Annotated in this window: 28 protein-coding genes; 21 read left to right on the plus strand and 7 right to left on the minus strand. The window is 42.6% G+C overall.

Going from position 1 to position 24786, the window contains the following annotated elements; translation table 11 throughout:
- Positions 1-10 precede the first annotated feature (10 nt).
- A complete protein-coding gene (locus tag RAM70_RS04535) occupies positions 11-661 on the minus strand; it encodes a biotin transporter BioY (RefSeq protein ID WP_045361489.1) in 651 nt (216 codons plus the stop codon).
- A complete protein-coding gene (gene bioB / locus RAM70_RS04540; RefSeq protein WP_045361491.1) occupies positions 633-1727 on the minus strand; it encodes a biotin synthase BioB in 1095 nt (364 codons plus the stop codon). The genes RAM70_RS04535 and bioB overlap by 29 nt, the downstream gene beginning before the upstream one ends.
- A gap of 133 nt (positions 1728-1860) precedes the next feature.
- On the opposite strand from bioB, the gene rfbC reads away from it, so the two are divergent.
- From rfbC to uvrC, 7 genes are all read left to right on the plus strand, one after another.
- Positions 1861-2406: a dTDP-4-dehydrorhamnose 3,5-epimerase gene (rfbC, locus tag RAM70_RS04545; protein WP_045361493.1), complete on the plus strand. Its 546-nt coding sequence runs from the start codon at positions 1861-1863 to the stop codon at positions 2404-2406.
- 5 nt (positions 2407-2411) lie between these two features.
- Positions 2412-3287: a dTDP-4-dehydrorhamnose reductase gene (rfbD, locus tag RAM70_RS04550; protein ID WP_312672471.1), complete on the plus strand. Its 876-nt coding sequence runs from the start codon at positions 2412-2414 to the stop codon at positions 3285-3287.
- A gap of 4 nt (positions 3288-3291) precedes the next feature.
- Positions 3292-4365 (plus strand): glucose-1-phosphate thymidylyltransferase, encoded by a 1074-nt coding sequence (locus RAM70_RS04555; protein ID WP_312672472.1) that lies wholly within the window; start codon positions 3292-3294, stop codon positions 4363-4365.
- A 172-nt stretch (positions 4366-4537) separates the two neighbouring features.
- Positions 4538-5623, plus strand: coding sequence for a 3-isopropylmalate dehydrogenase (gene leuB / locus RAM70_RS04560; RefSeq protein ID WP_312672474.1), 1086 nt, complete (start codon positions 4538-4540; stop codon positions 5621-5623).
- A gap of 79 nt (positions 5624-5702) precedes the next feature.
- The gene (locus tag RAM70_RS04565) at positions 5703-5963 is read left to right on the plus strand and encodes a hypothetical protein (RefSeq protein ID WP_002742418.1); all 261 of its coding nucleotides are present in this window, start codon (positions 5703-5705) and stop codon (positions 5961-5963) included.
- Between the two features lie 363 nt (positions 5964-6326).
- Complete coding sequence (locus RAM70_RS04570) at positions 6327-6755, plus strand: hypothetical protein (RefSeq protein ID WP_312672478.1); 429 nt, start codon at positions 6327-6329, stop codon at positions 6753-6755.
- A 128-nt stretch (positions 6756-6883) separates the two neighbouring features.
- Complete coding sequence (gene uvrC, locus RAM70_RS04575) at positions 6884-8761, plus strand: excinuclease ABC subunit UvrC (RefSeq protein ID WP_312672480.1); 1878 nt, start codon at positions 6884-6886, stop codon at positions 8759-8761.
- Between the two features lie 108 nt (positions 8762-8869).
- Here the strand turns inward: uvrC and RAM70_RS04580 are convergent, their stop codons facing one another.
- Positions 8870-9154: a hypothetical protein gene (locus RAM70_RS04580; protein WP_045361508.1), complete on the minus strand. Its 285-nt coding sequence runs from the start codon at positions 9152-9154 to the stop codon at positions 8870-8872.
- 463 nt (positions 9155-9617) lie between these two features.
- Between RAM70_RS04580 and RAM70_RS04585 the strand changes: the two genes are divergently transcribed.
- The 4 genes from RAM70_RS04585 to RAM70_RS04600 all read left to right on the plus strand — a co-directional run bounded on the left by RAM70_RS04585 (position 9618) and on the right by RAM70_RS04600 (position 12924).
- Positions 9618-11210, plus strand: a complete 1593-nt coding sequence (locus RAM70_RS04585) for a hypothetical protein (protein WP_287998574.1) — start codon at positions 9618-9620, stop codon at positions 11208-11210.
- Between the two features lie 107 nt (positions 11211-11317).
- Positions 11318-11956 carry a DUF2834 domain-containing protein gene (locus RAM70_RS04590; protein WP_287998577.1) on the plus strand — a complete coding sequence of 213 codons (639 nt, stop codon included), beginning with the start codon at positions 11318-11320 and terminating at the stop codon, positions 11954-11956.
- Positions 11957-12109: 153 nt separating this feature from the next.
- The gene (locus RAM70_RS04595) at positions 12110-12403 is read left to right on the plus strand and encodes a hypothetical protein (RefSeq protein WP_002733401.1); all 294 of its coding nucleotides are present in this window, start codon (positions 12110-12112) and stop codon (positions 12401-12403) included.
- A 2-nt stretch (positions 12404-12405) separates the two neighbouring features.
- Positions 12406-12924 carry a low molecular weight protein-tyrosine-phosphatase gene (locus RAM70_RS04600; RefSeq protein ID WP_287998580.1) on the plus strand — a complete coding sequence of 173 codons (519 nt, stop codon included), beginning with the start codon at positions 12406-12408 and terminating at the stop codon, positions 12922-12924.
- Positions 12925-12938: 14 nt separating this feature from the next.
- On the opposite strand, the gene RAM70_RS04605 is transcribed toward RAM70_RS04600, so the two are convergent.
- A complete protein-coding gene (locus tag RAM70_RS04605; protein ID WP_190380518.1) occupies positions 12939-13595 on the minus strand; it encodes a response regulator transcription factor in 657 nt (218 codons plus the stop codon).
- A gap of 372 nt (positions 13596-13967) precedes the next feature.
- On the opposite strand from RAM70_RS04605, the gene RAM70_RS04610 reads away from it, so the two are divergent.
- Entirely contained in the window at positions 13968-15083 is a 1116-nt protein-coding gene (locus tag RAM70_RS04610; RefSeq protein ID WP_002742401.1) for a branched-chain amino acid ABC transporter permease, read from the plus strand.
- Between the two features lie 209 nt (positions 15084-15292).
- The gene (locus RAM70_RS04615; RefSeq protein ID WP_002802598.1) at positions 15293-16045 is read left to right on the plus strand and encodes an ABC transporter ATP-binding protein; all 753 of its coding nucleotides are present in this window, start codon (positions 15293-15295) and stop codon (positions 16043-16045) included.
- On the opposite strand, the gene hisH is transcribed toward RAM70_RS04615, so the two are convergent.
- Entirely contained in the window at positions 16034-16672 is a 639-nt protein-coding gene (gene hisH, locus RAM70_RS04620) for an imidazole glycerol phosphate synthase subunit HisH (RefSeq protein WP_190380519.1), read from the minus strand. The genes RAM70_RS04615 and hisH overlap by 12 nt on opposite strands.
- Positions 16673-16950: 278 nt before the next feature.
- Here hisH and RAM70_RS04625 point away from each other — a divergent pair, with 278 nt between their 5' ends.
- The 4 genes from RAM70_RS04625 (at position 16951) to RAM70_RS04640 (ending at position 19849) form a co-directional block, all read left to right on the plus strand.
- The gene (locus RAM70_RS04625; RefSeq protein WP_312672485.1) at positions 16951-17811 is read left to right on the plus strand and encodes a formylglycine-generating enzyme family protein; all 861 of its coding nucleotides are present in this window, start codon (positions 16951-16953) and stop codon (positions 17809-17811) included.
- Positions 17812-17857: 46 nt separating this feature from the next.
- Positions 17858-18166 carry a nucleotidyltransferase family protein gene (locus RAM70_RS04630; RefSeq protein ID WP_024970637.1) on the plus strand — a complete coding sequence of 103 codons (309 nt, stop codon included), beginning with the start codon at positions 17858-17860 and terminating at the stop codon, positions 18164-18166.
- A gap of 161 nt (positions 18167-18327) precedes the next feature.
- Positions 18328-18903: a Uma2 family endonuclease gene (locus RAM70_RS04635; protein WP_312672487.1), complete on the plus strand. Its 576-nt coding sequence runs from the start codon at positions 18328-18330 to the stop codon at positions 18901-18903.
- 49 nt (positions 18904-18952) lie between these two features.
- On the plus strand, positions 18953-19849 hold the full coding sequence (locus RAM70_RS04640) for an AEC family transporter (RefSeq protein ID WP_312672489.1): 897 nt from the start codon (positions 18953-18955) through the stop codon (positions 19847-19849).
- A gap of 899 nt (positions 19850-20748) precedes the next feature.
- Here RAM70_RS04640 and RAM70_RS04645 read toward each other — a convergent pair.
- Both RAM70_RS04645 and RAM70_RS04650 read right to left on the minus strand, forming a co-directional pair.
- Positions 20749-22023 carry an O-antigen ligase family protein gene (locus tag RAM70_RS04645; RefSeq protein ID WP_312672491.1) on the minus strand — a complete coding sequence of 425 codons (1275 nt, stop codon included), beginning with the start codon at positions 22021-22023 and terminating at the stop codon, positions 20749-20751.
- 1 nt (position 22024) lies between these two features.
- On the minus strand, positions 22025-22852 hold the full coding sequence (locus RAM70_RS04650) for a YaaW family protein (protein WP_312672493.1): 828 nt from the start codon (positions 22850-22852) through the stop codon (positions 22025-22027).
- A 97-nt stretch (positions 22853-22949) separates the two neighbouring features.
- Between RAM70_RS04650 and RAM70_RS04655 the strand changes: the two genes are divergently transcribed.
- The 4 genes from RAM70_RS04655 to RAM70_RS04670 all read left to right on the plus strand — a co-directional run bounded on the left by RAM70_RS04655 (position 22950) and on the right by RAM70_RS04670 (position 24785).
- Positions 22950-23894 carry an NAD(P)/FAD-dependent oxidoreductase gene (locus RAM70_RS04655; protein ID WP_312672495.1) on the plus strand — a complete coding sequence of 315 codons (945 nt, stop codon included), beginning with the start codon at positions 22950-22952 and terminating at the stop codon, positions 23892-23894.
- Positions 23895-23991: 97 nt separating this feature from the next.
- Entirely contained in the window at positions 23992-24246 is a 255-nt protein-coding gene (locus RAM70_RS04660; protein WP_002771824.1) for a DUF7219 family protein, read from the plus strand.
- 72 nt (positions 24247-24318) lie between these two features.
- On the plus strand, positions 24319-24543 hold the full coding sequence (locus RAM70_RS04665; protein ID WP_045361548.1) for a hypothetical protein: 225 nt from the start codon (positions 24319-24321) through the stop codon (positions 24541-24543).
- Positions 24540-24785, plus strand: a complete 246-nt coding sequence (locus RAM70_RS04670; RefSeq protein ID WP_045361551.1) for a type II toxin-antitoxin system RelE family toxin — start codon at positions 24540-24542, stop codon at positions 24783-24785. Before RAM70_RS04665 ends, RAM70_RS04670 begins: the two co-directional genes overlap by 4 nt.
- Position 24786: the final 1 nt, after the last annotated feature.

Below are 24786 nucleotides of genomic sequence, written 5' to 3' on the forward strand. Positions count from 1 at the left end.
GGCTGTGGCATCAATAAAATAATAATTTACGGAAGAAAAAGGCAATAATTACCACCACACAAATTACTACTAACTGCCCTAAAAATGGCCAGACTGAATAATTCATAAATAGGGTGGGCAAACTATCGGGAAAGATGATTTGACTGGCTTGGGGCTGAAAAATCGACAATCCCAGCATATATAATAAACCGCACAGATGAATCACTAACAAACCGGCAAAAGCACTTAAAGCCAGGGTTTCTATCTTGGCGCGCCAGCGAAAAGCCAGCCAACCACACAGCCATGCCCCCGGCATAAAGCCTAAAATATAGCCAAAACTGGGTTCTTTCAGATAACCCATTCCCCCACCCTGGGCAAACACAGGCAACCAAGTTAAACCGAGAAAAATATAGGCCACCTGGGCGAGAAGCCCAGCATTTTTGCCCCCCAGACAGCCCGTTAACAATACTGCCCCAATTTGGTAAGTTATGCCTAGTTTTTGTGAAGATAGACCCGCAGCCGACCAACTAGCTAGGCTTACTGGAACGAATGTACTAAAAATTGTCAGCAACAAACCAATCAAAGCCCAGAGTAGCTCATTGGGAACCGATAGGGAAGCGCGCCGCGGCGGAGATTCTCGTCCTCGACGTGATTTAGGTTGCCTGTTGGGGTTGGTATTCACCGGGGATGGGGGCTTCTCCTCCTATTAAACTAAGATCAGCCAACATCGCCTGATCCTGTTGGGGGGGTTGTCCTAGAGTGGTCAAATAATGCCCAATCAGCATAGCATTAATTCCCGATTTTAGCCCCAGATTTTGCAATTCTCCCATCACCGCCTCTCGTCCCCCGGCATAACGGAGGATTTGTTGAGGTAAGATAAACCGGAAAATAGCGATCGCTTTTAGGGCAGTAAAAGGGTCTAGTTTGGGTAAATGACCTAAAGGGGTGCCACTTCTGGGGTTTAATAGGTTAATCGGCACTGATTCCACTTCTAATTCCGCCAGGGAAAAAGCTAAATCGATACGATCGGTCCAACTTTCCCCCATACCGATAATTCCGCCCGTACAAGCCTGAATTCCCGCCGCTTTCAGGTTTTTTACCGTTTCTACCCGATCCTGCCAACTGTGGGTGGAGACCACGTTAGGATAAAAATTCTCGGAAGCCTCTAGATTGTGATTATAACGGGTAACTCCGGCTTCTTTTAAGGCTTGCGCTTGGGCAAGGGTTAACTCTCCCAGGGCGCAGCAGGGTTTAATCTTGGCTGTTTCAATGATTTCTTGAACTGTGGCCAGTATTTCCTCGAATTCCTTGGATTTGGGGCTATTATACTTTAATCCCCGTCCTTGACTAACTAAACAGAAGCGTTTGGACCCCGCGTCGGCTGCTGCTTTCGCATGGCTGACGATTTCCTCGCGACTTTTTAAACCGTAGATAGGCGAATCTTGTCCGGGATGGTGGACGGATTGGGAACAAAAACTACAATTTTCCGAACAACTTCCCGATTTTATGTTGATAATGCTACATAAATCCACCGTATTACCACAACAGGCCTGACGAATGCGATCGGCAGCCTCACATAAGCTGAAAATATTTTCCTGACCTTCGATCGCAGTTAAAGCTAGGGCCTCTTGCTTACTGAGTCGATCGCCGGCGATAATCTCATTAGCCCTAGTCTGTAACCAGTTTTTTAAGGCTTCTCCCTCCACGGGGATAGATTGAGTAGCGGTGTGTGTAGAGACTTGTACCACGTCGTTTATGCTCTAACTAAGTTAGGCTCATCTTATCATTATTCAGTTACTGGGGAAAGATTAATAAAAAACTTTAGAAAAAAATACCCTTTTGTGCTAGACTACCCGCAAAAGTTATCTTGTCTCCGATTTTATGAAAGTTATTCCGACGGAAATTCCTGATGTTTTAATCATTGAACCGCAAGTTTACGGAGACGATCGAGGTTTTTTCTTGGAGAGTTTTAATCAGAAAGATTTTCGAGAAAAAACTGGGGTTAATACCACTTTTGTCCAGGATAATCACTCTATGTCCTTAAAAAATGTCCTGCGAGGATTGCACTATCAAATCCCCAATCCCCAGGGTAAACTGGTGCGAGTAGTGAGCGGTAGTGTTTTTGATGTGGCAGTGGATGCGCGTCAAAGTTCCCCCACTTTTGGGCAATGGGTAGGCTGTATTTTAAGTGCGGAAAATAAACGTATTTTCTGGGTTCCCGAAGGTTTTGCCCATGGCTTTCTAGTCCTCTCCGACCGAGCAGAATTTCTCTACAAAACCACTAATTATTATTATCCCCAATACGAAAAAACCATCGCCTGGAATGATGCCGATTTAGGGATTGACTGGCCCTTAGATACCCCGCCGATTCTCTCCCCTAAAGACCAAGCTGGACAACCCTTTAAATCCGTGGAAGTTTTCCCCTAAAGACAATGAAAAAAGTTTTACTAATTGGTGCTAAAGGTCAAGTGGGACAAGAGTTACAAGTAACTTTACCCCAGTTAGGTGAAGTTATTAGTATCGGTCGAGAAGAACTAGATTTAACTAACTCGGAAAAAATCGGCCAGTTAATTAGGGAAATTCACCCCGATTATCTGGTTAATGCCTCCGCTTACACCGCAGTGGATAAAGCCGAAACCGAGCCAGATTTAGCCTATTCTATCAATGCTACAGCCCCGAAAATTATGGCGGAATCTGCCGAGAAAATTAAAGCTAAATTTCTCCATATTTCCACCGATTATGTCTTTGATGGTCGAAAAAATACCCCCTATCTAGAAACCGATCTAACTAATCCTTTAGGGGTTTATGGACAATCAAAGTTAAGGGGAGAAGAGGAGATTAATACTGTTAATTCTCAGGCAATTATCCTGCGGACTGCTTGGGTTTATGGCAGTTATGGCAAAAGTAATTTTGTCAAAACCATGGTGAGATTAGGCAAGGAAAGAGAGGAGTTAAAAGTAGTTGTTGATCAGGTGGGAAGTCCCACTTGGGCAAAAGATATCGCCGCGGCAATTACTCAGCTTTTAATTAATGCCGATAATCCCGCAGGAATCTATAATTTTACTAATAGCGGTGTCGCCAGTTGGTTTGATTTAACTAAAGCGATTTTTGAGGAGGCAAAAACAAGCGGTATTCCCTTAAAAATTCAGAGAGTAATTCCGATTACTACTGCTGAATATCCTACCCCGGCAGTGCGTCCGGCCTATTCGGTTCTTTCTGGTCAAAAAATCTCACAACAATTGGGTTATATTCCTCCCTATTGGCGGGATTCCCTCAAAGCTATGCTCAACCAACTATTTAATCTTTAAAACTATGAAAGCACTAATTTTATCCGGTGGTAAAGGTACGAGGTTACGTCCCCTAACCTATACTGGGGCAAAACAGTTAGTTCCCGTTGCCAATAAACCGATTTTATGGTATGGAATCGAGTCAATTGTCGCCGCAGGAATTACCGATATTGGCATTATTATCAGTCCCGAAACCGGGGAAGAAATTCGTCAGACCACGGGCAATGGTGAACAGTTTGGGGCTAAGATAACTTATATTCGCCAAGATCAACCAGCCGGATTAGCTCACGCGGTTAAAACTGCCCAATCTTTCCTAGGAGATTCCCCCTTTATTATGTACTTGGGTGATAACCTAATCGAGGATGATTTATCGCCCTTTTTAGGCTCTTTCCAAAAACAGTCTCTTGACGCTTTAATTCTGTTGCGAAAAGTGTCTAATCCTAGTGCTTTTGGGGTGGCAAAAGTAGATGAAACCGGCAAAGTTTTATACTTAGTCGAAAAACCCAAAGAACCTCCCTCAAATTTAGCTTTGGTGGGGATTTATTTTTTTGCCCCCACCATTCACCAAGCGATCGCATCTATTCAACCTTCGGGCCGGGGTGAGTTAGAAATTACCGACGCTATCCAAGAATTAATCAATCAAAATAAAGCAGTAGAAGCCAATAAACTACTAGGTTGGTGGTTAGATACGGGTAAAAAAGATGATTTATTAGAGGCAAATCGGATTATCCTCGATACCTCTCTAGAAATCGCTTTGCAGGGAGAAATTGATGCTAATAGTCAGGTGATCGGACGGGTACAAATTGGTCAGGGTAGTAAAATTATTAATAGTACCATTCGCGGCCCTGTCATTATTGGAGAAAATTGTCACATTGAGAATTGTTTTATCGGTCCCTATAGTAGTGTGGCTAATGGAGTAAAATTAATCGATGCCGACATAGAACACAGTGTTATTCTCAAAGATGCCACGATTATTGGCATTCATCAGCGCATAGTTGATAGTGTTATCGGACGACGGGCAAAATTAGAAATTGCCCCCCAACGTCCAAAAGCTTTACGCTTTATGATTGGGGATGATTCCCATGTGGAATTAGTGTAGTTATCGGGGATTAACTGCCCCTTATAATTAATACCAGAGGATCGAGAATTTCCTTAGCTAATTCCGCAGCGGTTCCCTGGTTTTTCTGGCAAAGATTGACATTTTTAGGAGAAAAAAGCCCACCTAACTATGTTATAATCAAGGGTCTGACCTATTTTACCGTTCTAGAACTATGACGCAACAGTATCGCATTACCCTACTACCCGGCGATGGCATCGGGCCGGAAATCCTCGCTGTCACCGTAGAGATACTGAAAGTCATCGGTAAAAAATTTGACCTCCAGTTTGACTTCCAAACCGCTTTAATTGGAGGGGCAGCCATTGATGAAACCGGCAGTCCCCTCCCCGAAGCAACCCTGAGCGCCTGTAAAAATAGTGATGCTGTTCTTCTGGCCGCTATTGGGGGTTATAAATGGGATAATTTACCCCGGCAGCAAAGGCCAGAAACGGGATTATTAGGCTTAAGATCTGGCCTAGGTCTTTTTGCTAATTTGCGTCCTGCCACCATTTTTCCGCAATTAATCGACGCTTCTAGTCTCAAACGGGAGATTATCGAGGGAGTGGATATCATGGTTGTCCGGGAATTGACCGGGGGTGTTTACTTCGGTCAACCGAAGGGGATTTTTGAGACGGAAACGGGAGAAAAATGCGGTGTAAATACCATGGTTTACTTGGAATCGGAGGTGGACCGCATCGCTAAGGTGGCCTTTGAAATTGCCCAAAAACGCGGCAAGAAACTCTGTTCCGTCGATAAAGCTAATGTTCTCGATGTTTCCCAACTCTGGCGCGACCGGGTGACGAAAATCGCCGCTAATTATCCCGATGTGGAACTTTCCCATCTCTACGTCGATAACGCGGCCATGCAGTTAGTCCGGGCCCCCAAACAATTTGATACTATCGTCACGGGCAATTTATTCGGTGATATTCTCTCCGATGAAGCGGCCATGTTAACCGGTAGTATCGGAATGTTACCCTCCGCTAGTTTAGGGACTGCTGGGGTGGGAGTTTTTGAACCTGTCCACGGTTCGGCCCCAGATATCGCCGGCCAAGATAAAGCCAATCCGATCGCCCAGATTCTCAGCGCTGCTATGATGTTAAAATATGGGCTAAATCAGCCTTTAGCGGCAGCATCGCTGGAAAAAGCCGTCGAAAAAGTCTTAGAGTTTGGTTATCGTACTGGAGATATTTTCTCGGAAGGTATGACCTTAGTGGGATGCCAAGGGATGGGCCAGGCCATCCTGAAAGTTTTAGAATCTTAACAAAAGTGCCAAATTCCGAAATCGTCATATACCATTGATTTAATAAATATGTCAATTTAATCGTGGGGAGACGAGTGATATGGTAGCCCTATCCCAGAAAACCGAACAACAGCGTGTCGATATGGAAATCCCAATTTTGTTAGATCCTACTGTCTTACGGGCGGCCAGACGCATTTATCGCATCTACTGTACCCTCAATAGCAGAGTTAGTAAACGTCCTTTCGGTGTCGCTATTAACCGCGACAATCATCGCGGCCAATTGATTTTTAACAATAAACCGATTCTTCTCCCCGGGGAATGTTTCGTCCCGATTAAGCAAATCGAATCAGAAGCCTATTAATTTTTGTGAAGATTTGCCCCGAATATCTTGCCAAACGTCAGCTAATACCCACTGACGTAATTTTTTTGTTTACTAACGCGATGTGCAACTAAGGAGAGACAAGAAGCTCAGAGCGTAATATAGCGGTTCTCACACCTGTGTGGCACAGTTTAACCTTTGCTAATTAAGCTTTTCACCATCGATAATGTACCTCTTGCGAACAGGAAACGCTATATAGCGTTTCCTAAGCTAGTGAGGTACACCTATTTTCTTCCCTTTTGCCTTTTGCCTCTTGCCTCTTGCCTAAAACCCATAACTTTTGTACCTCAGCAGACTGAAAAACGCTATATATTAACTTTAGTAATTACAAAAAGAAGTAGTTCTATGAGTGACATCAAGCCAATCCAAAATGAATTTGTAACTGTCAAAGGCCCTTATGGCGTTATTAATCACGGTGACGGCTACGCCATTGTGATTGTACAAACAGGAGAATGTATCGCACGCAATATTTCCTCTTTTCTTGATTGCGTCAAAACCATTGATCACCTATTGGGGACAATGCCACCGCCACCACCGCCACCAAACGACGACAAAGAGCTAGATCGTGTTCTTCAAGATTATAAGCCTGATATTCAGCGACTAATCAGAAAATATGCTCCAGAGACGAGAAGGGTTAAAAAAAATAGTAATTTTCTTGGTTATACATGGTATAAATGCTATGACGACTCAGGAAAGGTATTAGGGCGGGTCAGAGGAAGTGATGATGATCGCTATTGGCAGTATGGCGGTCTAGATAGTCAAAAACATTATTAAATTTACGCGATGTGCAACTAACAATGACAGAATCAGGGTTCCAGAGGATACTTTAATCTCTGCTGATTTCTGAAAGCCTTGTAAATCAAGACTAAAAATATAGTTGTACACTGGGTTACTATAAAAAGATGTTCGGGAATAATCTTAACTCTACCCTAATCCAAGACCTCGATCGCCTAGAAAATCGTCTTCGGGAAATTCCCCTCGAACCGGGAGTGTACTTCCTGCGCGACCAAAATGGCGAAATTCTCTACATTGGTAAATCCAAAAAACTCCGGTCTAGAGTCCGTTCCTATTTTCGTCCCAGTCAACCCCTCAGTCCCCGCATTGCTTTGATGGTGCGACAGGTGACGGAAATTGAATTTATCGTCACCGACACGGAAGCAGAATCCTTGGCCCTGGAAGCTAATCTAATTAAACAACATCAGCCCCATTTTAATACTCTCCTCAAGGACGATAAAAAATATCCATACATTTGTATTACTTGGTCGGAAACCTACCCGCGCATTTTTATCACCCGCAAACGTAGGATAAATAACCAAAAAGACCGTTATTATGGTCCCTACGTCGATACTAGGCTGCTGCGCCACACTTTACACCTAATTAAACGCACTTTTCCCCTGCGTCAACGTCCCCAACCTCTTTTTAAAGACCGTCCCTGTTTAAATTATGATATCGGTCGTTGTCCGGGGGTTTGTCAAAAATTAATTAGTCCCCAGGATTATCGGGAAACCTTGCAGAAAGTGGCGATGATTTTTCAGGGAAGGACGGGAGAATTATTAGAGAAATTAGCAGCAAAGATGCTCGCAGCGTCGGAAAACCTAGATTTTGAACAAGCGGCCACGATTAGGGATCAAATTCGCGGATTACAGGCCCTTAATACCGATCAAAAAGTCTCTTTACCTGATGATACCGTATCCCGGGACGCAATCGCTTTAGCTAAAGACGAGCAGCATTGTTGCATACAATTATTCCAAGTGCGTTCCGGTCGTTTGGTGGGACGTTTGGGATTTTTTGCCGATAGTCAGTCAGCAAACGAGGGAGAAATCCTGCAAAAAGTCCTAGAAGAACATTATTTATCGGTGGAAGGGGTGGAAATTCCCAGCGAAATCCTGTTACCCTGCGAATTACCGGAAGGTGAGGTGTTAGCGGGGTGGTTAAGGGAAAAAAAGGGTCGCAAAGTCGAGTTAACTGTCCCCCAACGGCAAAGTAAAGCGGATTTATTAGCTATGGTGGAGAAAAACGCTCTTTATGAGTTAGAAAAGACGAAAAGAAGCGCCGAACGAGATTTACAGTCTTTGCAGGATTTAGCGGTAATTCTCGATTTACCAGCACTACCCCACCGCATCGAAGGTTATGATATTTCTCATATTCAGGGTTCTAATGCAGTCGCGTCGGGAGTGGTGTTTATCGATGGGGTGGCCGCTAATCAACATTATCGTCACTATAAAATCAAAAATCCCGAGGTTAAAATCGGCCATTCCGATGATTTCGCCAGTTTAGCAGAAGTAATTCGCCGGCGTTTCCGTCGTTATGCCGAAAATCCCGATAATATTGCCGAAAGTGATGATTTTCCCGATTTGGTCATGATTGATGGGGGAAAAGGACAATTATCAGCAGTGGTGGCAGTTTTAGGGGAGATGAATTTATTAGAACAGGTAAAAGTTGTTAGTTTAGCTAAACAGAGAGAGGAGATTTTTTTACCCGGAGAATCCTCTCCTTTAGAGACAGATAAGGAACAACCCGGAGTGCAATTATTGCGTCGAGTCAGGGATGAAGCGCACCGCTTTGCTGTTAGCTTTCACCGACAACAAAGAATGCAAAAAAGTCGCCGTTCCCGTCTGGATGAGATACCGGGGTTAGGTTTTAAGCGACAAAAAGATTTATTAGCTCATTTTCATTCTCTGGATTATATTCGCGAAGCTTCCCTAGAACAATTGCAACAGGTGACAGGAATTGGGGAACAATTAGCTAAGGAAATTTATAATTATTTTCATCCTAGGTAGGGATAAGCTGTTGAAGAATATCTAAGGCTTGACGGGGGGTTATGATGAGAATATCTTCAATAAAACTCTATGTTCTACAAGCGATCGCAGTACAACTGAAAACCTAGACTAACGCTGAGTAACTTCACTCAAGGCTTCTTGCAGCAGTTCATCACTTACGCCATGACGCTTCAAACTAGCAACGAGAGCAGAAATTGTATCTCCCTCTAGACGCTCCAAATCCTCACGCAGCCCTTGTCCAATGTAAGCACGGATCAAAGGTTGATAACCTGAGAAACCAAGCAACGGTGCAACCCGCTTTAAATCTTCAATCACATCTTCGGGAATAGGAATCGTGATTGTAGTCATAGGGCGATTTCTCTCCAGCCGTTTTTTTAATGCCTCAACTTTCATTGACTAGACTCTGTTTCAACGTTTGTCTCTCTATTTTAACCTAGGCTTATTGACAGATAAAAATCAATTCAGGGTAATTTTATGCTAATCTGCGACTTACCGACGTAAGTAGGTAGGTGTTAAAAGTTCTCAGCTCCCCCCGCCTATCGGCACCCCCCTCATCAAGGTAGGGTTGATTCATGAATCAACCCTACCTTAAATTAACCCTACTATGAATCAGCCCTATCCTTATCAAGGGGGCAGGGGGGATCAGACGCAAAATCTATCTTCAATTTAATTATAACCAGCTACTTAACTGCTTAACTGAATCTGCTAGGATGCTATCACAGAATAGAAGACCACATCTATTAATTGCTGAGGCAGAACTAAGTTTAACCGCTCCTTTTTTAACTACTTATATCGCTTTCAGGCAAAAAATTAGGCGTTTTCGGTTTACCATGGTCAAAGTGTGCTTTCTAGGCTAATGACTTTGACTAAAACCCCCGTGATCAGAAACCGTCGTTTTTCCCCGCGCAATCTCTTTGAGACTTGCATGGCCCTATTGGTGTTATGTAATTATATTCTGGTTATTTTCGATTTAACCTATATTCCCCTGCGAGATTTTTGGTTACAGGGACGCTTGCAAATAACTTTATTAAGATTTAATGAACCAATAAAACTCGGGCCGATTGCCTTTCAAGAATTACAAATACCCCCCGATCAACCCCTAGAAATTCCCTTTGTTAAAGGAATCGCTAAGTATGATGTGGTGAAAGGGATTAAACCCTATCGCAGTACCAGTGAATATTTAGATACGGTTAATAAACTTAATCAAATAATTAATCAAAAGCTCTTTAACCCAGAGTTTAATCTGGGAGAATATCGCCAAGAGATTGAGAAGATTTTAGACAATTTGCGCCAAAAAAGTGTCGATATGATCGATAATAATCCCTTTGCCTCGGCGGAGAAAACTGGGACTTTAGAGAAGATTAAAAATAAAATGCGCTTGCGGGTTTTTCAAACAGAAAATGTTTCTGCAAAAACAGCCTTTCAGAAGTTTTGGACTTGGGATTATCTCAGTCAAAATGGCTGGGAAAAAGAGTTGAAGTTTTTTAATCAAGAAATTCAACCTTTAATAGAAACTAATTATTTTCGTCCCCTAGGAGAAGATGGGAGACCGATAGATAACTTTGAGGCGATCGATTTTTTCTTTGGAACCATCTTTTTCTGGGAATTTATGCTGAGAACTTGGTGGATTGCTCGCACTCATAAAGGTCTGCGTTGGCGCGAGGCTATGTTATGGCGATGGTACGATATTTTTCTGTTTATTCCTATCTGGAGATGGTTGCGATTTATTCCTACCGTTATTCGCCTAGATCAAGTTAAAATTATTAACTTAAGGTTGATTAAAGAACAGGCAGTTAAAGGCTTAGTTGCGCTAATTTCTAAAGATATTACTGAGATAATTGTCCTGAGAATTATTAATAAAATTCAGGAATATATTCGACAGGGACAAGTGGAGAAACTTCTCGATCGATCCCTCAATGGCGGATATAATAATCTCAATGATACTAATGAAGTTATTGAAATTTTTCAGTTAGTAGTTAATAGCACCGTTAACAAGGTTTTACCGCAAGTTAAACCAGAAGCAGAAGCTTTAATTAAATACAATATCGAGAAAATTCTCAGTCAAACTCCCGCTTATCAAAGCTTATTGCGATTACCCGGCATGAAAGGATTAAAAACTGACTTGAGCAATCGTCTATCTAGTCAATTGTATCAATCTTTTGTTAACATAGCGGAAAATATTACCCAGGAAGACGAAGTTTTTGAGCGTTTATTGCAGCAATTAGTCCAGCGTTTCGGGCAATCTCTCGCCGGGGAATTACAATCCCGTCACAGTTTAGAAAGAATCGAGATGTTATTAATTATCTTCCTAGAAGAAGTGAAATTAAACTATGTACAAGAATTCTCGGATGAAGACTTAGAAACTATCCTCGAACAAACTCGCTTACTCCACTCTCAAAGTACAGAAATTAGCCCGGTAGAAACCATGAATCCCCGTCGTCTTCCCTAAAAATTAGTGATCATTGATTAGGTAATCTTGCTTGACATTTTGATCACTTTTGTACTAAAATATCCGATGAAAAATCCATTACTCAATTAACCTAATTATCTACTCCCATGTTAACAAAAATTATTCTCGGTTTACTGTGGTTAGGCTTCGGATTATACGCTTTTTTACTAGCGCCCCCCGATCAACCAGATACAGTGAATTTAATTATCGATCTTTCCACTGGGAAATGGCAAGATATCAACCCGTTAATTATTGCTCTTTTTAACCTGATGGGAGTTTGGCCAATTATCTACACTAGCCTTTTAATTATCGATGGTCGTGACCAAAAAATCATCGCTTGGCCCTTTGCTTTTGCCTCCTTTGCTGTGGGTGCTTTCGCTATTTTACCCTATCTAACTCTCCGTCAACCTAATAGCAATTTTACTGGTAAAAAAAATCTGGTCATTAAACTTTTAGACTCACCTTGGTTGGGAGTAATTGCCCTAATTACTGCGGCAATTTTAATCGCTTACGGATTAATTAACGGCAATTGGTCTGATTTTTGGCATCAGTGGCAAACTAGCCGTTTTATTCATGTTATGAGTTTAGATTTCTGTCTTTTAACCCTATTATGTCCAATTTTGCTGCAAGATGATCTAACCCGACGGGGATTAAAAAATCCTTTCCTGTTGCCGGTAATTTCCCTATTGCCTCTAATCGGTCCGGCAATTTATTTAATTATTCGTCCTCGCTTAGGGGAGAATTAAGGGTAAATTACCTTGGGGAAACTCGGCCTAGTTATCAGTTGTTTTTTAACCATTTCTTGACAAGAGAAGTTCATATTTAACAAAAATTATGCTGAGGTTCCCCTAAAATATGGGGAAAGAGATTAATGTCCAGATTAGAAGGAGTGTTTACCCTTGTTAGAGAGTCAAAAACCACCTCGGATTTACTGCTTTCAAGCTGATTATCTTGCCTCCCAACAATTTAACCCCCAAGAGATTCCCGCTTGGTTATCCTTAGAGGTAAACTGGCAGGGTTATAGAATTCATACCCTACCCTGGGTAGCAGACGTAGCTAGGGTATTAGGATTATTAGCGATCGAAGATACCCCCCAAGGGTGGCAAGATTATTTAGAAAGCTTGGGATTAGCCAAAATTAGGTTAATGGACAGCGAGGAGTTTTTTGAGGATAAATCTTTATCGGGATGTTAAAAATGCCCTATAATTGGCAATTTAGTGATGATTCTACCAGTCAATTTATGCCCTATAAACTACTCTTCGTCTGTTTAGGAAATATCTGTCGTTCTCCCGCTGCCGAGAATATCATGACTTATCTGATTGAACAAGAAGGATTAAGCAATAAAATCCTCTGTGATTCCGCGGGAACTGCCGGTTATCATATCGGTTCTCCTCCCGATTCTCGCATGAATACGGCGGCCAAAAAACGCGGTATTCCTCTGCAAGGGACAGCTAGACAATTTACCCGCGAGGATTTCGAGAATTTTGATCTAATCTTAGCCATGGATAAATCCAATTATCAAGATATTTTATCCCTAGATCGGACAGGAAAATATCAAGAAAAGGTCAAGTTAATGTGTGACTATGCCCGTTATCACCCAGAAAAAGAAGTTCCCGATCCCTACTACGGTGGTCGTGAAGGTTTTGACCGCGTAATCGAGCTACTTTTAGACTCCTGTGGCAGTCTTTTGGAGGACGTAAAAAACAAAATTTAAGTTTTTTCTTCCAGCTAATCGATTAATCTGTGTTCGAGGGAAAAACGCACCAATTCGGCGCGATTGTTAGTAGTTGTTTTTCTGAGTAAACTGCTAACATATTTCTCGATCGTGCGAGAACTAAGATGCAGTTTTTGCCCAATTTCAATATTAGAAAGTCCCCGGGCTAAATGTTCTAACACTTCCCGCTCGCGATTAGTTAACTTAAAATCGTCCTGTAAAGAAGAAGTTAAAACATCCCTAGTTTTGGGACTTTCTTCTGGTTTTAATTTCTGATATTGACGTTCACTTTGCACCATTTGCGATCGCTCTAAAAGATTGCGAATAACTGCTTTTAATTCCTCCATCTCAAAAGGTTTAGGAAGATAGATATCACAACCCACTTGATAACCGCGAATTCTTTCCTCTGTTGACCCTCTTTCGGTTAAAAAAATTACTGGTAATAACCTAAATTCTGGCTGTTGCCGCACCTTAGTCACCAAAGAATAGCCGTCTAAACGCGGCATTTTGATATCCGATACCAAAAGATGGGGATGATAGGTATCCAATAAATTCAAAGCTTCCAAACCATTACTCGCCGCTACCACACTATAACCTGCTAATTCTAAATAGTCTTTGACCGCTAGGCGGATACCGGGGTCATCATCGGCAATTAGAATCAAAAGAGGCATAGAAATCAACAGGACAAGGTTTTTTCGTTATTAATAGCCTAGCACCCTCCGCTCGTCACAATTGTCCATCAAGCTACAGAGGCGGTTGTAACTGATATTATACTAGCAGTTAGCTATCAGCCTTTTCAGTGATCAGTGATCACTGATCAGATGTGAGTTTTCAGCTTTTTTCTCCCCAACTCCGGCGCTCCCCCACTCCCAACCCCTTTTTTACTTTTTACCTTGAAGATCGTTTTTGAGTTATAGCGTTTCTCATAAGTATGAAGTATAACTGGATTGGGCATCGTCTCCTGATTCCTGACTCCTGACTTCTGGCTCCTGACTCCCGAAACCGACAACTGTGTACCTCACTATTAAGATAATTGCCATAACATGACAGATTATTTGGTTTCCCTGACAATTTGGGCGGGTATTTACGCGATTTTTGCCCTCGGTTTAAATCTACAATGGGGATTTACTGGCTTAATTAACTTTGGTCACGTTGCTTTTGCCACTTTAGGGGCTTATGCAACGGTTTTATTAACTTTACAGGGTGTACCGATGATTTTTGCCGCCATTGTCGGGGCGCTCCTAGGGGCATTGTTGGGATTGGCTATCGGTTTTTCCACCCTGAGATTAAGGGCCGATTATCTAGCGATTGTCACCATCGGGGTGTCTGAGTTAATTCGTTTGCTGGTGCTTAACGAGGATTGGTTAACGAAGGGTAGTTTCGGACTACAACGTTATCCCCTACCTTTGGATATAAATCCCAGTTTTCCCGTCAAATTATTAATTATTGCCCTGTTTACCCTGCTTGCTATCTTTGCTCTCTGGCAATTGGGGCGCAATCTGCAACGACAATGGCGCGAAGCCGGACAAATTAGCGGTAAAAGCTATCAACCGACGCAAAAGAGAGCTTTAATCTTTTGGGGGTTGTTAGGGGCGATAATACTGCTTTTTCTGTATATAAACGGCGTAATTGCCTTGAATGACTATAATTATAAAGCGGGGCTGATGGTGGTAGTTTTAGTCCTCCTCGCTCTCGTTTATACTGGTTTAGAATTACTTTTGCGATCGCCTTGGGGACGCATCCTCAAAGCTATCCGGGAAGATGAAGAAATTCCCCGGGCCTTGGGAAAAAATGTCTTTTGGTATAAGTTACAATCTTTGATGTTAGGCGGTGCGATCGCTGGTTTAGCCGGGGCTTTTTTAGCATGGCAATTAACCACTATTTACCCGACTAATTTTGAGCCGTTATTGACTTTTAACGCTTGGATTATTATCATTCTCGGTGGCTCTGGTAGCAATGCCGGCACCTTACTAGGAGCAGTAATTTTCTGGGCTTACGATTCCCTGACTCGCTTTATTCTGCCCCAATTAGATATTTTTAATGATAGCCAATTAGGGGCTTTACGGATTATGATTATCGGTCTGCTGCTCATGGTTTTAATGATCTGGCGCCCCCAGGGTATCCTCGGCAAAAAAGAGGAGTTAACTTTGGGAAAATAATTTCAGTTATCAGTTATCAGTTATCAGTTATCAGTTATCAGTTATCAGTTATCAGTTATCAGTTTTCAGTTTTCAGTTTTCAGTTTTCAGTTTTCAGTTATCAGTTATCAGTTTTCAGTTTTCAGTTTTCAGTTTTCAGTTCATCGATTACTGTTCACCGTTTACTGTTAACTGATAACACTTCATAATTCATAATTCATAATTCATATATGTTACTTTCTGCCAAAGGATTATCGAAAAGTTTTGGAGGCATTCGCGCCGTCAATAATGCTTATTTGGACGTGCCGCAGGGCAGCATCACCGGGTTAATCGGGCCAAATGGAGCCGGCAAAACCACACTTTTTAACCTTTTATCTAATTTTATTCGCCCAGATAAAGGAGAAGTTTTTCTTGATGGTCAGCCCATTCATCAGCTGCCTCCCTATCAAATTGCCCTGAAAGGATGTGTGAGAACTTTTCAAGTAGCAAGGGTATTATCCCGATTAACGGTGTTAGAAAATATGCTCTTAGCTAGTCCGGGGCAAACGGGCGAAAATTTTCTCAAAGTCTGGTTTCAGGGGGCAAAAATTCGCCAACAGGAACAGGAAAATCGTGCCAAAGCTTTGGACATATTAGATTCGATCGGTCTGGGGGAAAAAGCGCACGATTATGCGGGGGCTTTATCGGGAGGACAGCGTAAATTATTAGAGATTGGCCGAGCGCTAATGACCGAGCCAAAATTAATTTTATTAGATGAACCGGCCGCCGGAGTTAATCCCACTTTAATCGGTCAAATCAGCGACCATATTATTGAATGGAATCGTCAGGGAATTACCTTTTTAATTATCGAGCATAATATGGATGTGATTATGTCCCTTTGTCACTACGTTTGGGTATTAGCAGAAGGGACAAATTTAGCCGATGGCATTCCCAGCGAAATCCAAAAAAACGAGCGGGTTTTAAAGGCTTATTTAGGAGACTAAAGCTAATTTTTGCACCTGTTCAACAAAGTTAGCCAGAATTTTTAAGCCATTAGTTGAGGATTTTTCGGGGTGAAACTGCACCGCCACCAAACGCTCACGAGCGATCGCTGCCGTCACCGTTTGACTGCCGTGGGTGACGGTGGCGGCAGTCAGATGACTATCAAGGGGATCAACATAATAGGAATGGACAAAATAGACGTGAGGATGCTTAGGTAATCCCTGCCAAAGAGCATGATCCGGCTGGGTGAAGTCTAATTGATTCCAACCTATATGGGGAATGGTAATGCCTGGTTCCGAGCGAAAACGGCGCACTGTCCCCGGAATAATCCCTAAACCCGCCTCTTGACCTTCCTCCGATGAGTCAAAGAGAATTTGTAAACCGAGACAGATACCGAGAAAGGGTTTACCATTAGCGATCGCCGCTTTGATTGGTTTTTCTAGATGACGGCTGCGAATTTGCCGGACGGCAGGATCAAAAGAACCGACTCCGGGTAAGACAATAGCGTCAGCTTTTTCCAGATCGAGGGGAGAATCGGTAATTTTCGGCACTGCACCCACGGTTTCCAGTCCTTTACAGGCAGAGTGCAGATTTCCCATGTCGTAATCGATGACAGCGATTAAGGTCATTGCTATATACTGATCGGGCGATGACCTTATTTTAGAGCAATCACGCTGCTAGATTAGGTCTTGACTCAAAAGTTGTTCCATGGGATTTGAACCGGCGACCGGCTGATTTGTAATCAGCTATACATAATCGATCAAACCCTTTTCCCACCCTTGTCGCCAATACGAACAGTCTCTAGGTGATCGATCGAAGTCTTGTTATTCTTAAACTGGTAGGTTGCGAGATTTTTCTAGGCCCGCAGCTTAACCCGATCAACCGATAACCGATAGAGGGGTGCAGAATGGGAGAATGGTTAGATTTTACCGATGAGGTGGTCACTGTTAATGGCAAAGGTGAGGAAATTAAACGGGAAAAAGTCACTAATCGAGGTTATAAATATTTTTTAAGCAAAAAAACCTTTTTAGAAATGATTTCTATCCCTAGCGGTCAATACCTCATCGGTGCGCCCAAAAGCGAGTTAGGCTGGAAATCGAGTCAAAGTCCCCAATCTCCGGTTAATGTTCAGGCTTTTTGTCTGAGTCGCTACCCAATTACCCAACGACAATGGCGCGAGGTGGCAAAATTAGAACCGGTAAATATTGAACTTAATCCCTATCCGGCCCATTTTGAAGGTTACGATCGCCCCATAGAACAAATTAACTGGTGGGAAGCGGTGGAATTTTGCGATCGCCTATCCCGTCTCACGGGACTGAATTATCGTTTACCCGCAGAAAAAGAATGGGAATACGCTTGTCGGGGAGGTACATCAACCCCCTTTCACTTCGGCCCGACAATTTCCACTGATTTAGCCAACTATTCCGGGGTGGACTGGGATTATGGCGGGAAAGTGTGCAGTTCTGGTCGTTATGGGGAAGGTTCCCTAGGCAGCGATCGCAGAGAAACCACACCAGTGGGAATGTTTGCCGTCGCTAACCCTTTCGGACTCTACGACCTGCACGGAAATGTCAGGGAATGGTGTGCAGATTACTGGCGCGATAACTACGAAGCAGCCACAATAGAAGATAGGGACAGACGAGTTTTACGCGGGGGTTCCTGGAATGACGGCCCTAACAAATGTCGCTCGGCCTACCGGGTCAAATTTTTGGCTACTGCTGGACTCTATGATATCGGTTTTCGTGTTGTTAGCGATAATTCTCCTTAAATCTGAAAACCGATCACTGATTACCGGTGACAGGGAGGTGAAAAAATTGAAAATAGAACTACCCCAGCAAATAATCAGCGAATTTTGTCAGAAATGGCAGATATCTGAAATGTGTTTATTCGGATCGGTTTTGCGGGAAGATTTTCGTCCAGATAGCGATATTGATATACTGGTCAGTTTCCAAGATAGTGTTTCTTGGGGACTTCTGGAGTTTTCGAGGATGAAACGGGAATTAGAGAATTTATTGGGACGGAAAGTTGATTTGCTAACGAAAAAATCGATCGAGCAGAGTCATAATTGGATTCGTCAACGAGAGATTTTAGAGACAGCACAAGTGATTTATGTGGCGGGATAAGGCTTTTTTACTAGATATTGTCCGAGCCGGTCAATTAGCTCAACAATTTGCCGAGCAACTGGCAAAATTTGCAGGTGTTTGTCAGAAAAATTTTTAAAATGTACCGCTCCTCGATCGAGAGTTAGAATTGATTTTAGAGATAATAAAGGTGATTTAACCAAATGATTGCTAACTTTGACCATAACTATCTTTCCCCGGAAGATTATTTAGCAACGGAGAGAATAGCCAAGGATAAACACGAATACATTCGCGGTCAAACCTACGCCATGGCTGGTGCAAGTAAAGCCCATGGTATGATTATTATCAACTTAGCCACACTTTTAAAAAACCGACTGCGGGGTAGTGGTTGTCTTGTCTATGCCACAGCTATGAAAGTTCGTCTAGAAATAGCTAATAGTTATTTTTATCCCGATCTTGTAGTTACTTGCGACTCGCGAGATAATCAGTCTTTCTCGGAAGATTTTATCCGTTATCCGCGCTTGGTTGTAGAAGTATTATCCCCCACTACTGCTGCCTTTGACTGGGGCGATAAATTTGCCGACTATCGTTCCCTTGAAACTTTAGAAGAATACGTTCTTATCAGTCAAGAACGCATCAGTGTGGATTGTTTTCGTCGCAATGACGAAGGATTCTGGGTTCTTTATCCCTACAGCAAAGGAGCAGATATTTATCTAGCTAGTATCGATTTTCACTGTGCGATCAAATCTTTATATGAAGATATAACAGAAATCTGTTAAAAAATCAGATCAGTTTTTTTCTGTTTACTATTTACTTTTTACCTGATTAATGCTTGTCATCCTCTCCGCTATTATTCCAGTGGGTTTTATCATCCTCATCGGTGTGATAGCAGGAAAAATTCTCACTGTTGAAGTGCATTCCCTTTCCCAAATCACGGTGTATATTCTTGCTCCCGCTTTGGTGATTGATGGACTCTATCGCACCACTTTATCCGGCAGCAATATCGGCTTAATTCTCCTAGGCTTTGCCCTTATTTCACTGGTAATGGTGATTGTCGTCGAAATTATCGCCTCTTGTCTTAGTCTCGATGCTGATACCCGCAAAAGCCTCATGGCTGCCGCTGTGATGCCCAATAACGGTAATATGGGTTTACCTGTGGCTAGTTTTGCCCTGGGTGCGGCCGGACTGGAAAGAGCGATAATCTATATGATTGGCTCTAGTATTCTTTTATTTGGTATTAGTCCCGCTTATTTGCAAGGAAAAAGCTTTCTTTCAGGATTTCGCTTAGTTTTTCAATTGCCCTTAATCTGGTCAATTTTTATCGGCATTAGCTTTCAAACTTTCTCTTTTCATCTTCCCCTGCAATTAGATAAAAGTATTAGCTATCTAGGACAAGCGGCAATTCCTTTGGCTTTAATTATCCTAGGTATCCAATTATCTCAGCAAAAATTAGCGATCGGTAAATTAGAATTATTAGGGGCCTGTTTGCGTCTTTTAGTCGCTCCTCTTTTGGCAGTTGCCATCGGCAATAGTTTAGGATTAACTGGTATGGATATAAAAATTCTCATCCTACAGAGTGCCATGCCCACCGCCGTTAATACCGTCATTTTAGTCACAGAATTCGGTGGTTCGGCTACTTTAATGGCCCGCACAGTTGTGGTCACTACCCTTGCTAGTTTTCTGACTATTCCTTTCTTTCTTTGGTTATTAAAAGTCTATTTATAGCGTTTCCTGTTCGCAAGAGGTACATTATCTATGTTGAAAAGCTTAATCGGCAAAGGTTTAAGTATGCCACACAGATGTGAGAACCGCTATATAGCAGTTATCTTAATGGTGAGGTGCGAAGTTTTCGTTTTGTTAACTGTTGACTGAAAATGCTCCAGCACTCCCTTATCCCTTCTCCACAACTCCCACTCTGCAATAACTACTGGCAGCCAGAAATACGTTGGTTCATATCATACTTTGTGCTTTTTGTCAAAAAAACTTTTTTTTTGCAATAAAACTACACAAAAAAAAGATCATCGTTGTGGGTGAAATTGACTGATTTACCCGTCCTAATTAGGATCACCTTGTAGGTGTGGCAAGGGTTTCAACCGTTGCTGTCCAAAAAAGCACAGAATAACCCATTATGAAATTCAGTAAAATCGCTGTAACCATCATAACATCGTTGTTAAATAAAAATCTTTCTCAATTAATTCTTAAGAATTTGTAAATATTGCGGAATGTTAATTTAAATATTCTCAAGTTTGTGGAGTCAATAAATAATTTTTGCTTATCTTTGTCCAAAATTGGGTTAGAAGTCAGGAGTCAGGAGTCAGGAGTCAGGATTCAGGAGTCAGGATTCAGGATTCAGGATTCAGGATTCAGGATTCAGGATTCAGGAGTCAGGATTCAGGATTCAGGATTCAGGATTCAGGAGATTATTTTATTTATTCTCCCCACACCCTACACCCTACACCCTACACCCTACACCCCAATTCCCCACTTCCCCACTTCCCCAATTCCCACACCCCACACCCCACACCCCACTCCCCCCCCGATGTCGGGGGGGTTGGGGGGGTCACACCCCACACCCCACACCCCACACCCCACTTCCCCAATTCCCCAATTCCCCACTTCCCACTTCATAATTCATAATTTATCCCTTGACTGACCCCAGCAATAGCAGCCAAGAGAAACCAAACAATAGTATTAATCTTGACATCGGAGAGGGTGACATCGACGAGATTAAATAAAACGCAAGCACCAAAGGCCACCAGATAGGTAAAGATAATTAACTCACCCCCGGCTTTTTGTTGCCTTAGAAAGATAAATAAACGCCACCCTTGGGCATAAATCCAACCCACCCAAACAGACAATAAAATTAAGCCAATAATTCCCGTTTCTGCCATTAACATCAAATATAAATTATGGGGATGACCTAACCATAATCCCTGACTTTTTTCGTAGAGAGGTGTAAAACTGCGTAATCCCCAACCGAATAGGGGTCTTTCTTGGGTCATTTCTAGAGTAAAACGCCATTGAGTTGATCTGAGAGTCGCTAGAGGGCGATTGGGGAACATTTCATCGGATAATCGCGCCCAAATCGCCCTAGGAACCAAAAAACGCAGACTATCCCTGAAAGGATTTGGTCCCCAAGAAGCAAGGGAAATCACCCCTCCCAAGAGGACAAAACCAGCGACTAAGGCATTCCAACCCAGATAAAGGGCGAAAATTAGGCAACCTAAAAAGGCTAAGGCCCAAGCATTGCGAGAATTGCTTAAAAACAGCCCTACACTGTCGATAAATATAGTTAAAGTTAAAAACCCGATTTTGAGATTTAAAAGGTTATTTCTTTGTCTGTGCCACTGCCGCCAAGTTAGAATTAATAAACCGATCGCTAAAATCAGAGTTATCAGTAAATAAGCCCCCAAAAGATTAGCATACATAAAAACCGAAGACATTCGCCCTAAAGGTTCGCCCCCCGCTCCGTAGGGCCAGGTAAAAATCCCTTTTAATGCTTCCGGTTTTTGCCAACCGAGAAAAATTTGTCCCCATCCCATCACCACTACCCAAACCGAGGGAATAACCATCACCCAAGCTAGTTGACGCAATTGAGAGGGTTTTTTAATTAATTGCCGAATATTGCTAAAAAAGAAGAAAAAAGGCAGAAAATTTCCTAAACCAATCCAAGCATCCCCCGGAGTTGGGGAAAGACTGGCACTAATCATCAACCAAAGAGTGACGACACCGAGACCTTGATTAAGACGTGACTGGATAATTGCCCGAAAATTGCCGGTAAAAACCCTAATTAACACGATAATAATGCCGATACCCGCCAACTCCGGCAGGATCATGGCGATAAAAACTGAAAAAAGTATTAAATTCCACTCCCACCCTTGACAAAAAATCTTTTTCATGCTAGGCAGGTTGCCAACAATCCTCACGAGTCAGACGAATTTGGGCAAGGGCAAAAATAGTCGGGATAATCCGGCCGTAATCAGTGGCGATCGCTTTCCAACCGAGATCAGCAATAAACCAACCCCATAAAGCCGGTCCTACCAAACTTAACACGGTTCTGACCGCTCCGTAGCGGGCCGCCGCCCTAGTCATGCCCTGTTTAGCCGTTTGTAGGGCGATTTGATTAACAATTGCCCCACCCTGGACTACGGCAGTTTTTGCCCCTTGATAGCGGACAAAATGGAGAGCGAACTGCCCGGCGATATGTTTGAGCAGAATCGGTTTTAGGAGAGAATTAACCGCAATTACGCTACTACCTTTCAGGACAATATCGAGGGGATTGTGTTGTAGGTGAACGGGTAAGGGTTGGGGAGTGCGGGAATCCGCGAGTGCCTTTTGAATTTGAATCGAGAGGGATTTTTGTTCCGATGGGGGGAGACGTTTCCACGCTTTGTTAACGAGATGAAGATAGATTTCCGCTTCAATTTCCGTTGTCGGCATTTTTTGGGAGTAGGGAACCTTGAGGAAATGACAGACACGGACGAGAATTTGACGATAACTAACTTTTTCGGTTTGACCTTTTAATACTGTCACACCATCGGCAGCCAGATAACGAAAACGATCCTCGACGCTATCTAACCAACTTTCCCAATCTTGACTTTGAACGGCGATTGCGTCCGGCGCTCGTAGATAATCGAGGGGGTTAAAACGACGGCAAAAGAGGATGTTAGTGATTTGCTGTAGTTCCTCCTCGGTGGCTAACTCCAAAGCTGTGCGTAGTTCGTCCAATGTGGTTTGTCCTCCTCAGCCCCAATAATTAAATCAGTTTCGCTAGTGCCGATTACTAATAATATTAACTCAAGGGTTCACAGGATTAGGAAGGCTAGTGACAAATTTTTCGATTAAGGTTGGGATCATTGGTGCGGGTTTAGCTGGGTTAACCTGCGCTCGTCAGTTGTGTGATCGAGGTTATACTGTTAAGCTATTTGATAAGTCTAGAGGCATTGGTGGTCGTTTAGCCACACGACGGGTTAACCGAGCTAATCAAGAGATGGCTGTGGATCATGGCTTGCCTTTTTTGACTGTTCAGGGGGAAAAAACGGCGGCTTTAATTGATAATCTCCTGAGAGAGAATCTAGTTACTTCTTGGTTTGATTCTAGCTATGTTGCTTCTTCTGGCATCAATAGCGTGGCGAAATTTTTAGCTAAAGGTTTAGAAATTGAACGAGATTTTCTGGTTACTCGTCTGGAAAATCGTCAAGAAAAATGGGTTTTAAACAATAACGGTCAAATTCGGGGAGAGTTTTCGGTGATTGTCTTGGCTATTCCCGCCCCGCAAGCAGCGTTATTGTTAGAAAACTCTCATATAACTACTATGCCAGAATTGCGATCAATCGTTTACGATCCCTGTTTAACGGTAATGGCAGGTTATGGGGATTCTTTACCCGCAGTTACTCCCTCCACCGCCATCGCTTGGTTAGGACTTGATAGCAGTAAACGGCAATCATCCCCTGATTATGTCTTTGTTGTGCATAGTAGTGCCGATTTTGCGGTTAAATATCTCGATAGCGAGGATTTGGAAGCAGTTAAGCTAGATTTGCTCTCTCGTGCTTCTTTGCCTCTCCCGGATTGGTCTCAGCTGCACCGTTGGCGTTATGCTTTAGTCCGTCAGGGTTTAGCTGTACCCTGTTTAAGTGTTAATAGTCCTTTACCTCTGGTTGCCTGTGGTGATTGGTGTCAAGGGGGAGATTTATCGAGAAATTCTTCCCTAGAAACGGCCTTAACTTCTGGGATAGCGGCAGCTAATCAAGTTCAGCAGCTACTCTTCTAGAATCTAGAGACAGGTTTAAATTCTTAGGTTAAGCTTGGGTTAACAAAAGGTTAAACATATAATAATGTAGGTATCCTATACTGGGGGGTCGGTAACAATGGAAAAATTCAATTCTAAAGATAACTTTCTCTACCCTAAAACCAGCTACAGGGGTTTATTCACGCCACAAAATCTGGTTTTTAACGCTAACTTGCAGGAATTCGCCCTGAGAGTCTCTTTTATCGCTGGTTTACACACTGGGGGAAAGCTTACCTCCACGGAAGCTTACGAGAAAATTAACCAGCTTTGGCAAGAGTTGAATACCAGTCAAAAATTCCTACTAGCTAATCATTTTGAGGATGACGGAGATTGAGAGACGGGGGTTTTTCAGTGACCAGTAAACAGTATCTAAAGTGGCATAGTAAATTTTATTTTTCAATTGATTATGACGGAACTATGGCAACAGGCGATCGCCGAAATTGAAAAACTGTCTCCCAATCAAGAAGACGCGATTGCATCTAGGCTATTGGCAGAAGTACAGGACGAACAACAGTGGGAAACTAGCTTTAACAAAACAACCGATGATAAGTGGGATAAGATGGCCGAGATGGTGCGCCAAGAAATTAGGAATAGTAAAACTGTTCTCTTGAATCAAATTTTTCCCGAATGAAATCTAGCATCACCCAGTCTTTTCGTAAACAACTCGAACAGTTACCGATCTCAACTCAAGAACAGGCAGCTAAAGCTTATCAACTTTGGCAAAAAGATCCGTATCATAATAGTATTCAATTCAAAAAAGTGAGTCATCGACAACCGATTTATTCAGCGCGTATTAGCCTCAACTATCGTGCATTGGGTTTCTTGGAATCCGATCACATTTATTGGTATTGGATTGGCACTCATGATGAATGAT

Source organism: Microcystis wesenbergii NRERC-220, assembly GCF_032027425.1.
Lineage (GTDB): Bacteria > Cyanobacteriota > Cyanobacteriia > Cyanobacteriales > Microcystaceae > Microcystis > Microcystis wesenbergii_A.

Coding starts and splice junctions, on each gene's coding strand:
- rfbD (WP_312672471.1), top strand. CDS start 2,412: ATGAAAAAAGTTTTACTAATTGGTGCTAAAGGTCAAGTGGGACAAGAG.
- RAM70_RS04625 (WP_312672485.1), top strand. CDS start 16,951: ATGGGAGAATGGTTAGATTTTACCGATGAGGTGGTCACTGTTAATGGC.
- RAM70_RS04635 (WP_312672487.1), top strand. CDS start 18,328: ATGATTGCTAACTTTGACCATAACTATCTTTCCCCGGAAGATTATTTA.
- RAM70_RS04615 (WP_002802598.1), top strand. CDS start 15,293: ATGTTACTTTCTGCCAAAGGATTATCGAAAAGTTTTGGAGGCATTCGC.
- RAM70_RS04605 (WP_190380518.1), bottom strand. CDS start 13,595: ATGCCTCTTTTGATTCTAATTGCCGATGATGACCCCGGTATCCGCCTA.
- rfbC (WP_045361493.1), top strand. CDS start 1,861: ATGAAAGTTATTCCGACGGAAATTCCTGATGTTTTAATCATTGAACCG.
- hisH (WP_190380519.1), bottom strand. CDS start 16,672: ATGACCTTAATCGCTGTCATCGATTACGACATGGGAAATCTGCACTCT.
- RAM70_RS04580 (WP_045361508.1), bottom strand. CDS start 9,154: ATGAAAGTTGAGGCATTAAAAAAACGGCTGGAGAGAAATCGCCCTATG.
- RAM70_RS04645 (WP_312672491.1), bottom strand. CDS start 22,023: ATGAAAAAGATTTTTTGTCAAGGGTGGGAGTGGAATTTAATACTTTTT.
- RAM70_RS04585 (WP_287998574.1), top strand. CDS start 9,618: ATGACTTTGACTAAAACCCCCGTGATCAGAAACCGTCGTTTTTCCCCG.
- RAM70_RS04565 (WP_002742418.1), top strand. CDS start 5,703: ATGGTAGCCCTATCCCAGAAAACCGAACAACAGCGTGTCGATATGGAA.
- uvrC (WP_312672480.1), top strand. CDS start 6,884: ATGTTCGGGAATAATCTTAACTCTACCCTAATCCAAGACCTCGATCGC.
- RAM70_RS04590 (WP_287998577.1), top strand. CDS start 11,318: ATGTTAACAAAAATTATTCTCGGTTTACTGTGGTTAGGCTTCGGATTA.
- RAM70_RS04555 (WP_312672472.1), top strand. CDS start 3,292: ATGAAAGCACTAATTTTATCCGGTGGTAAAGGTACGAGGTTACGTCCC.
- RAM70_RS04610 (WP_002742401.1), top strand. CDS start 13,968: ATGACAGATTATTTGGTTTCCCTGACAATTTGGGCGGGTATTTACGCG.
- RAM70_RS04665 (WP_045361548.1), top strand. CDS start 24,319: ATGACGGAACTATGGCAACAGGCGATCGCCGAAATTGAAAAACTGTCT.
- leuB (WP_312672474.1), top strand. CDS start 4,538: ATGACGCAACAGTATCGCATTACCCTACTACCCGGCGATGGCATCGGG.
- RAM70_RS04570 (WP_312672478.1), top strand. CDS start 6,327: ATGAGTGACATCAAGCCAATCCAAAATGAATTTGTAACTGTCAAAGGC.
- RAM70_RS04640 (WP_312672489.1), top strand. CDS start 18,953: ATGCTTGTCATCCTCTCCGCTATTATTCCAGTGGGTTTTATCATCCTC.
- RAM70_RS04670 (WP_045361551.1), top strand. CDS start 24,540: ATGAAATCTAGCATCACCCAGTCTTTTCGTAAACAACTCGAACAGTTA.
- RAM70_RS04600 (WP_287998580.1), top strand. CDS start 12,406: ATGCCCTATAATTGGCAATTTAGTGATGATTCTACCAGTCAATTTATG.
- RAM70_RS04660 (WP_002771824.1), top strand. CDS start 23,992: ATGGAAAAATTCAATTCTAAAGATAACTTTCTCTACCCTAAAACCAGC.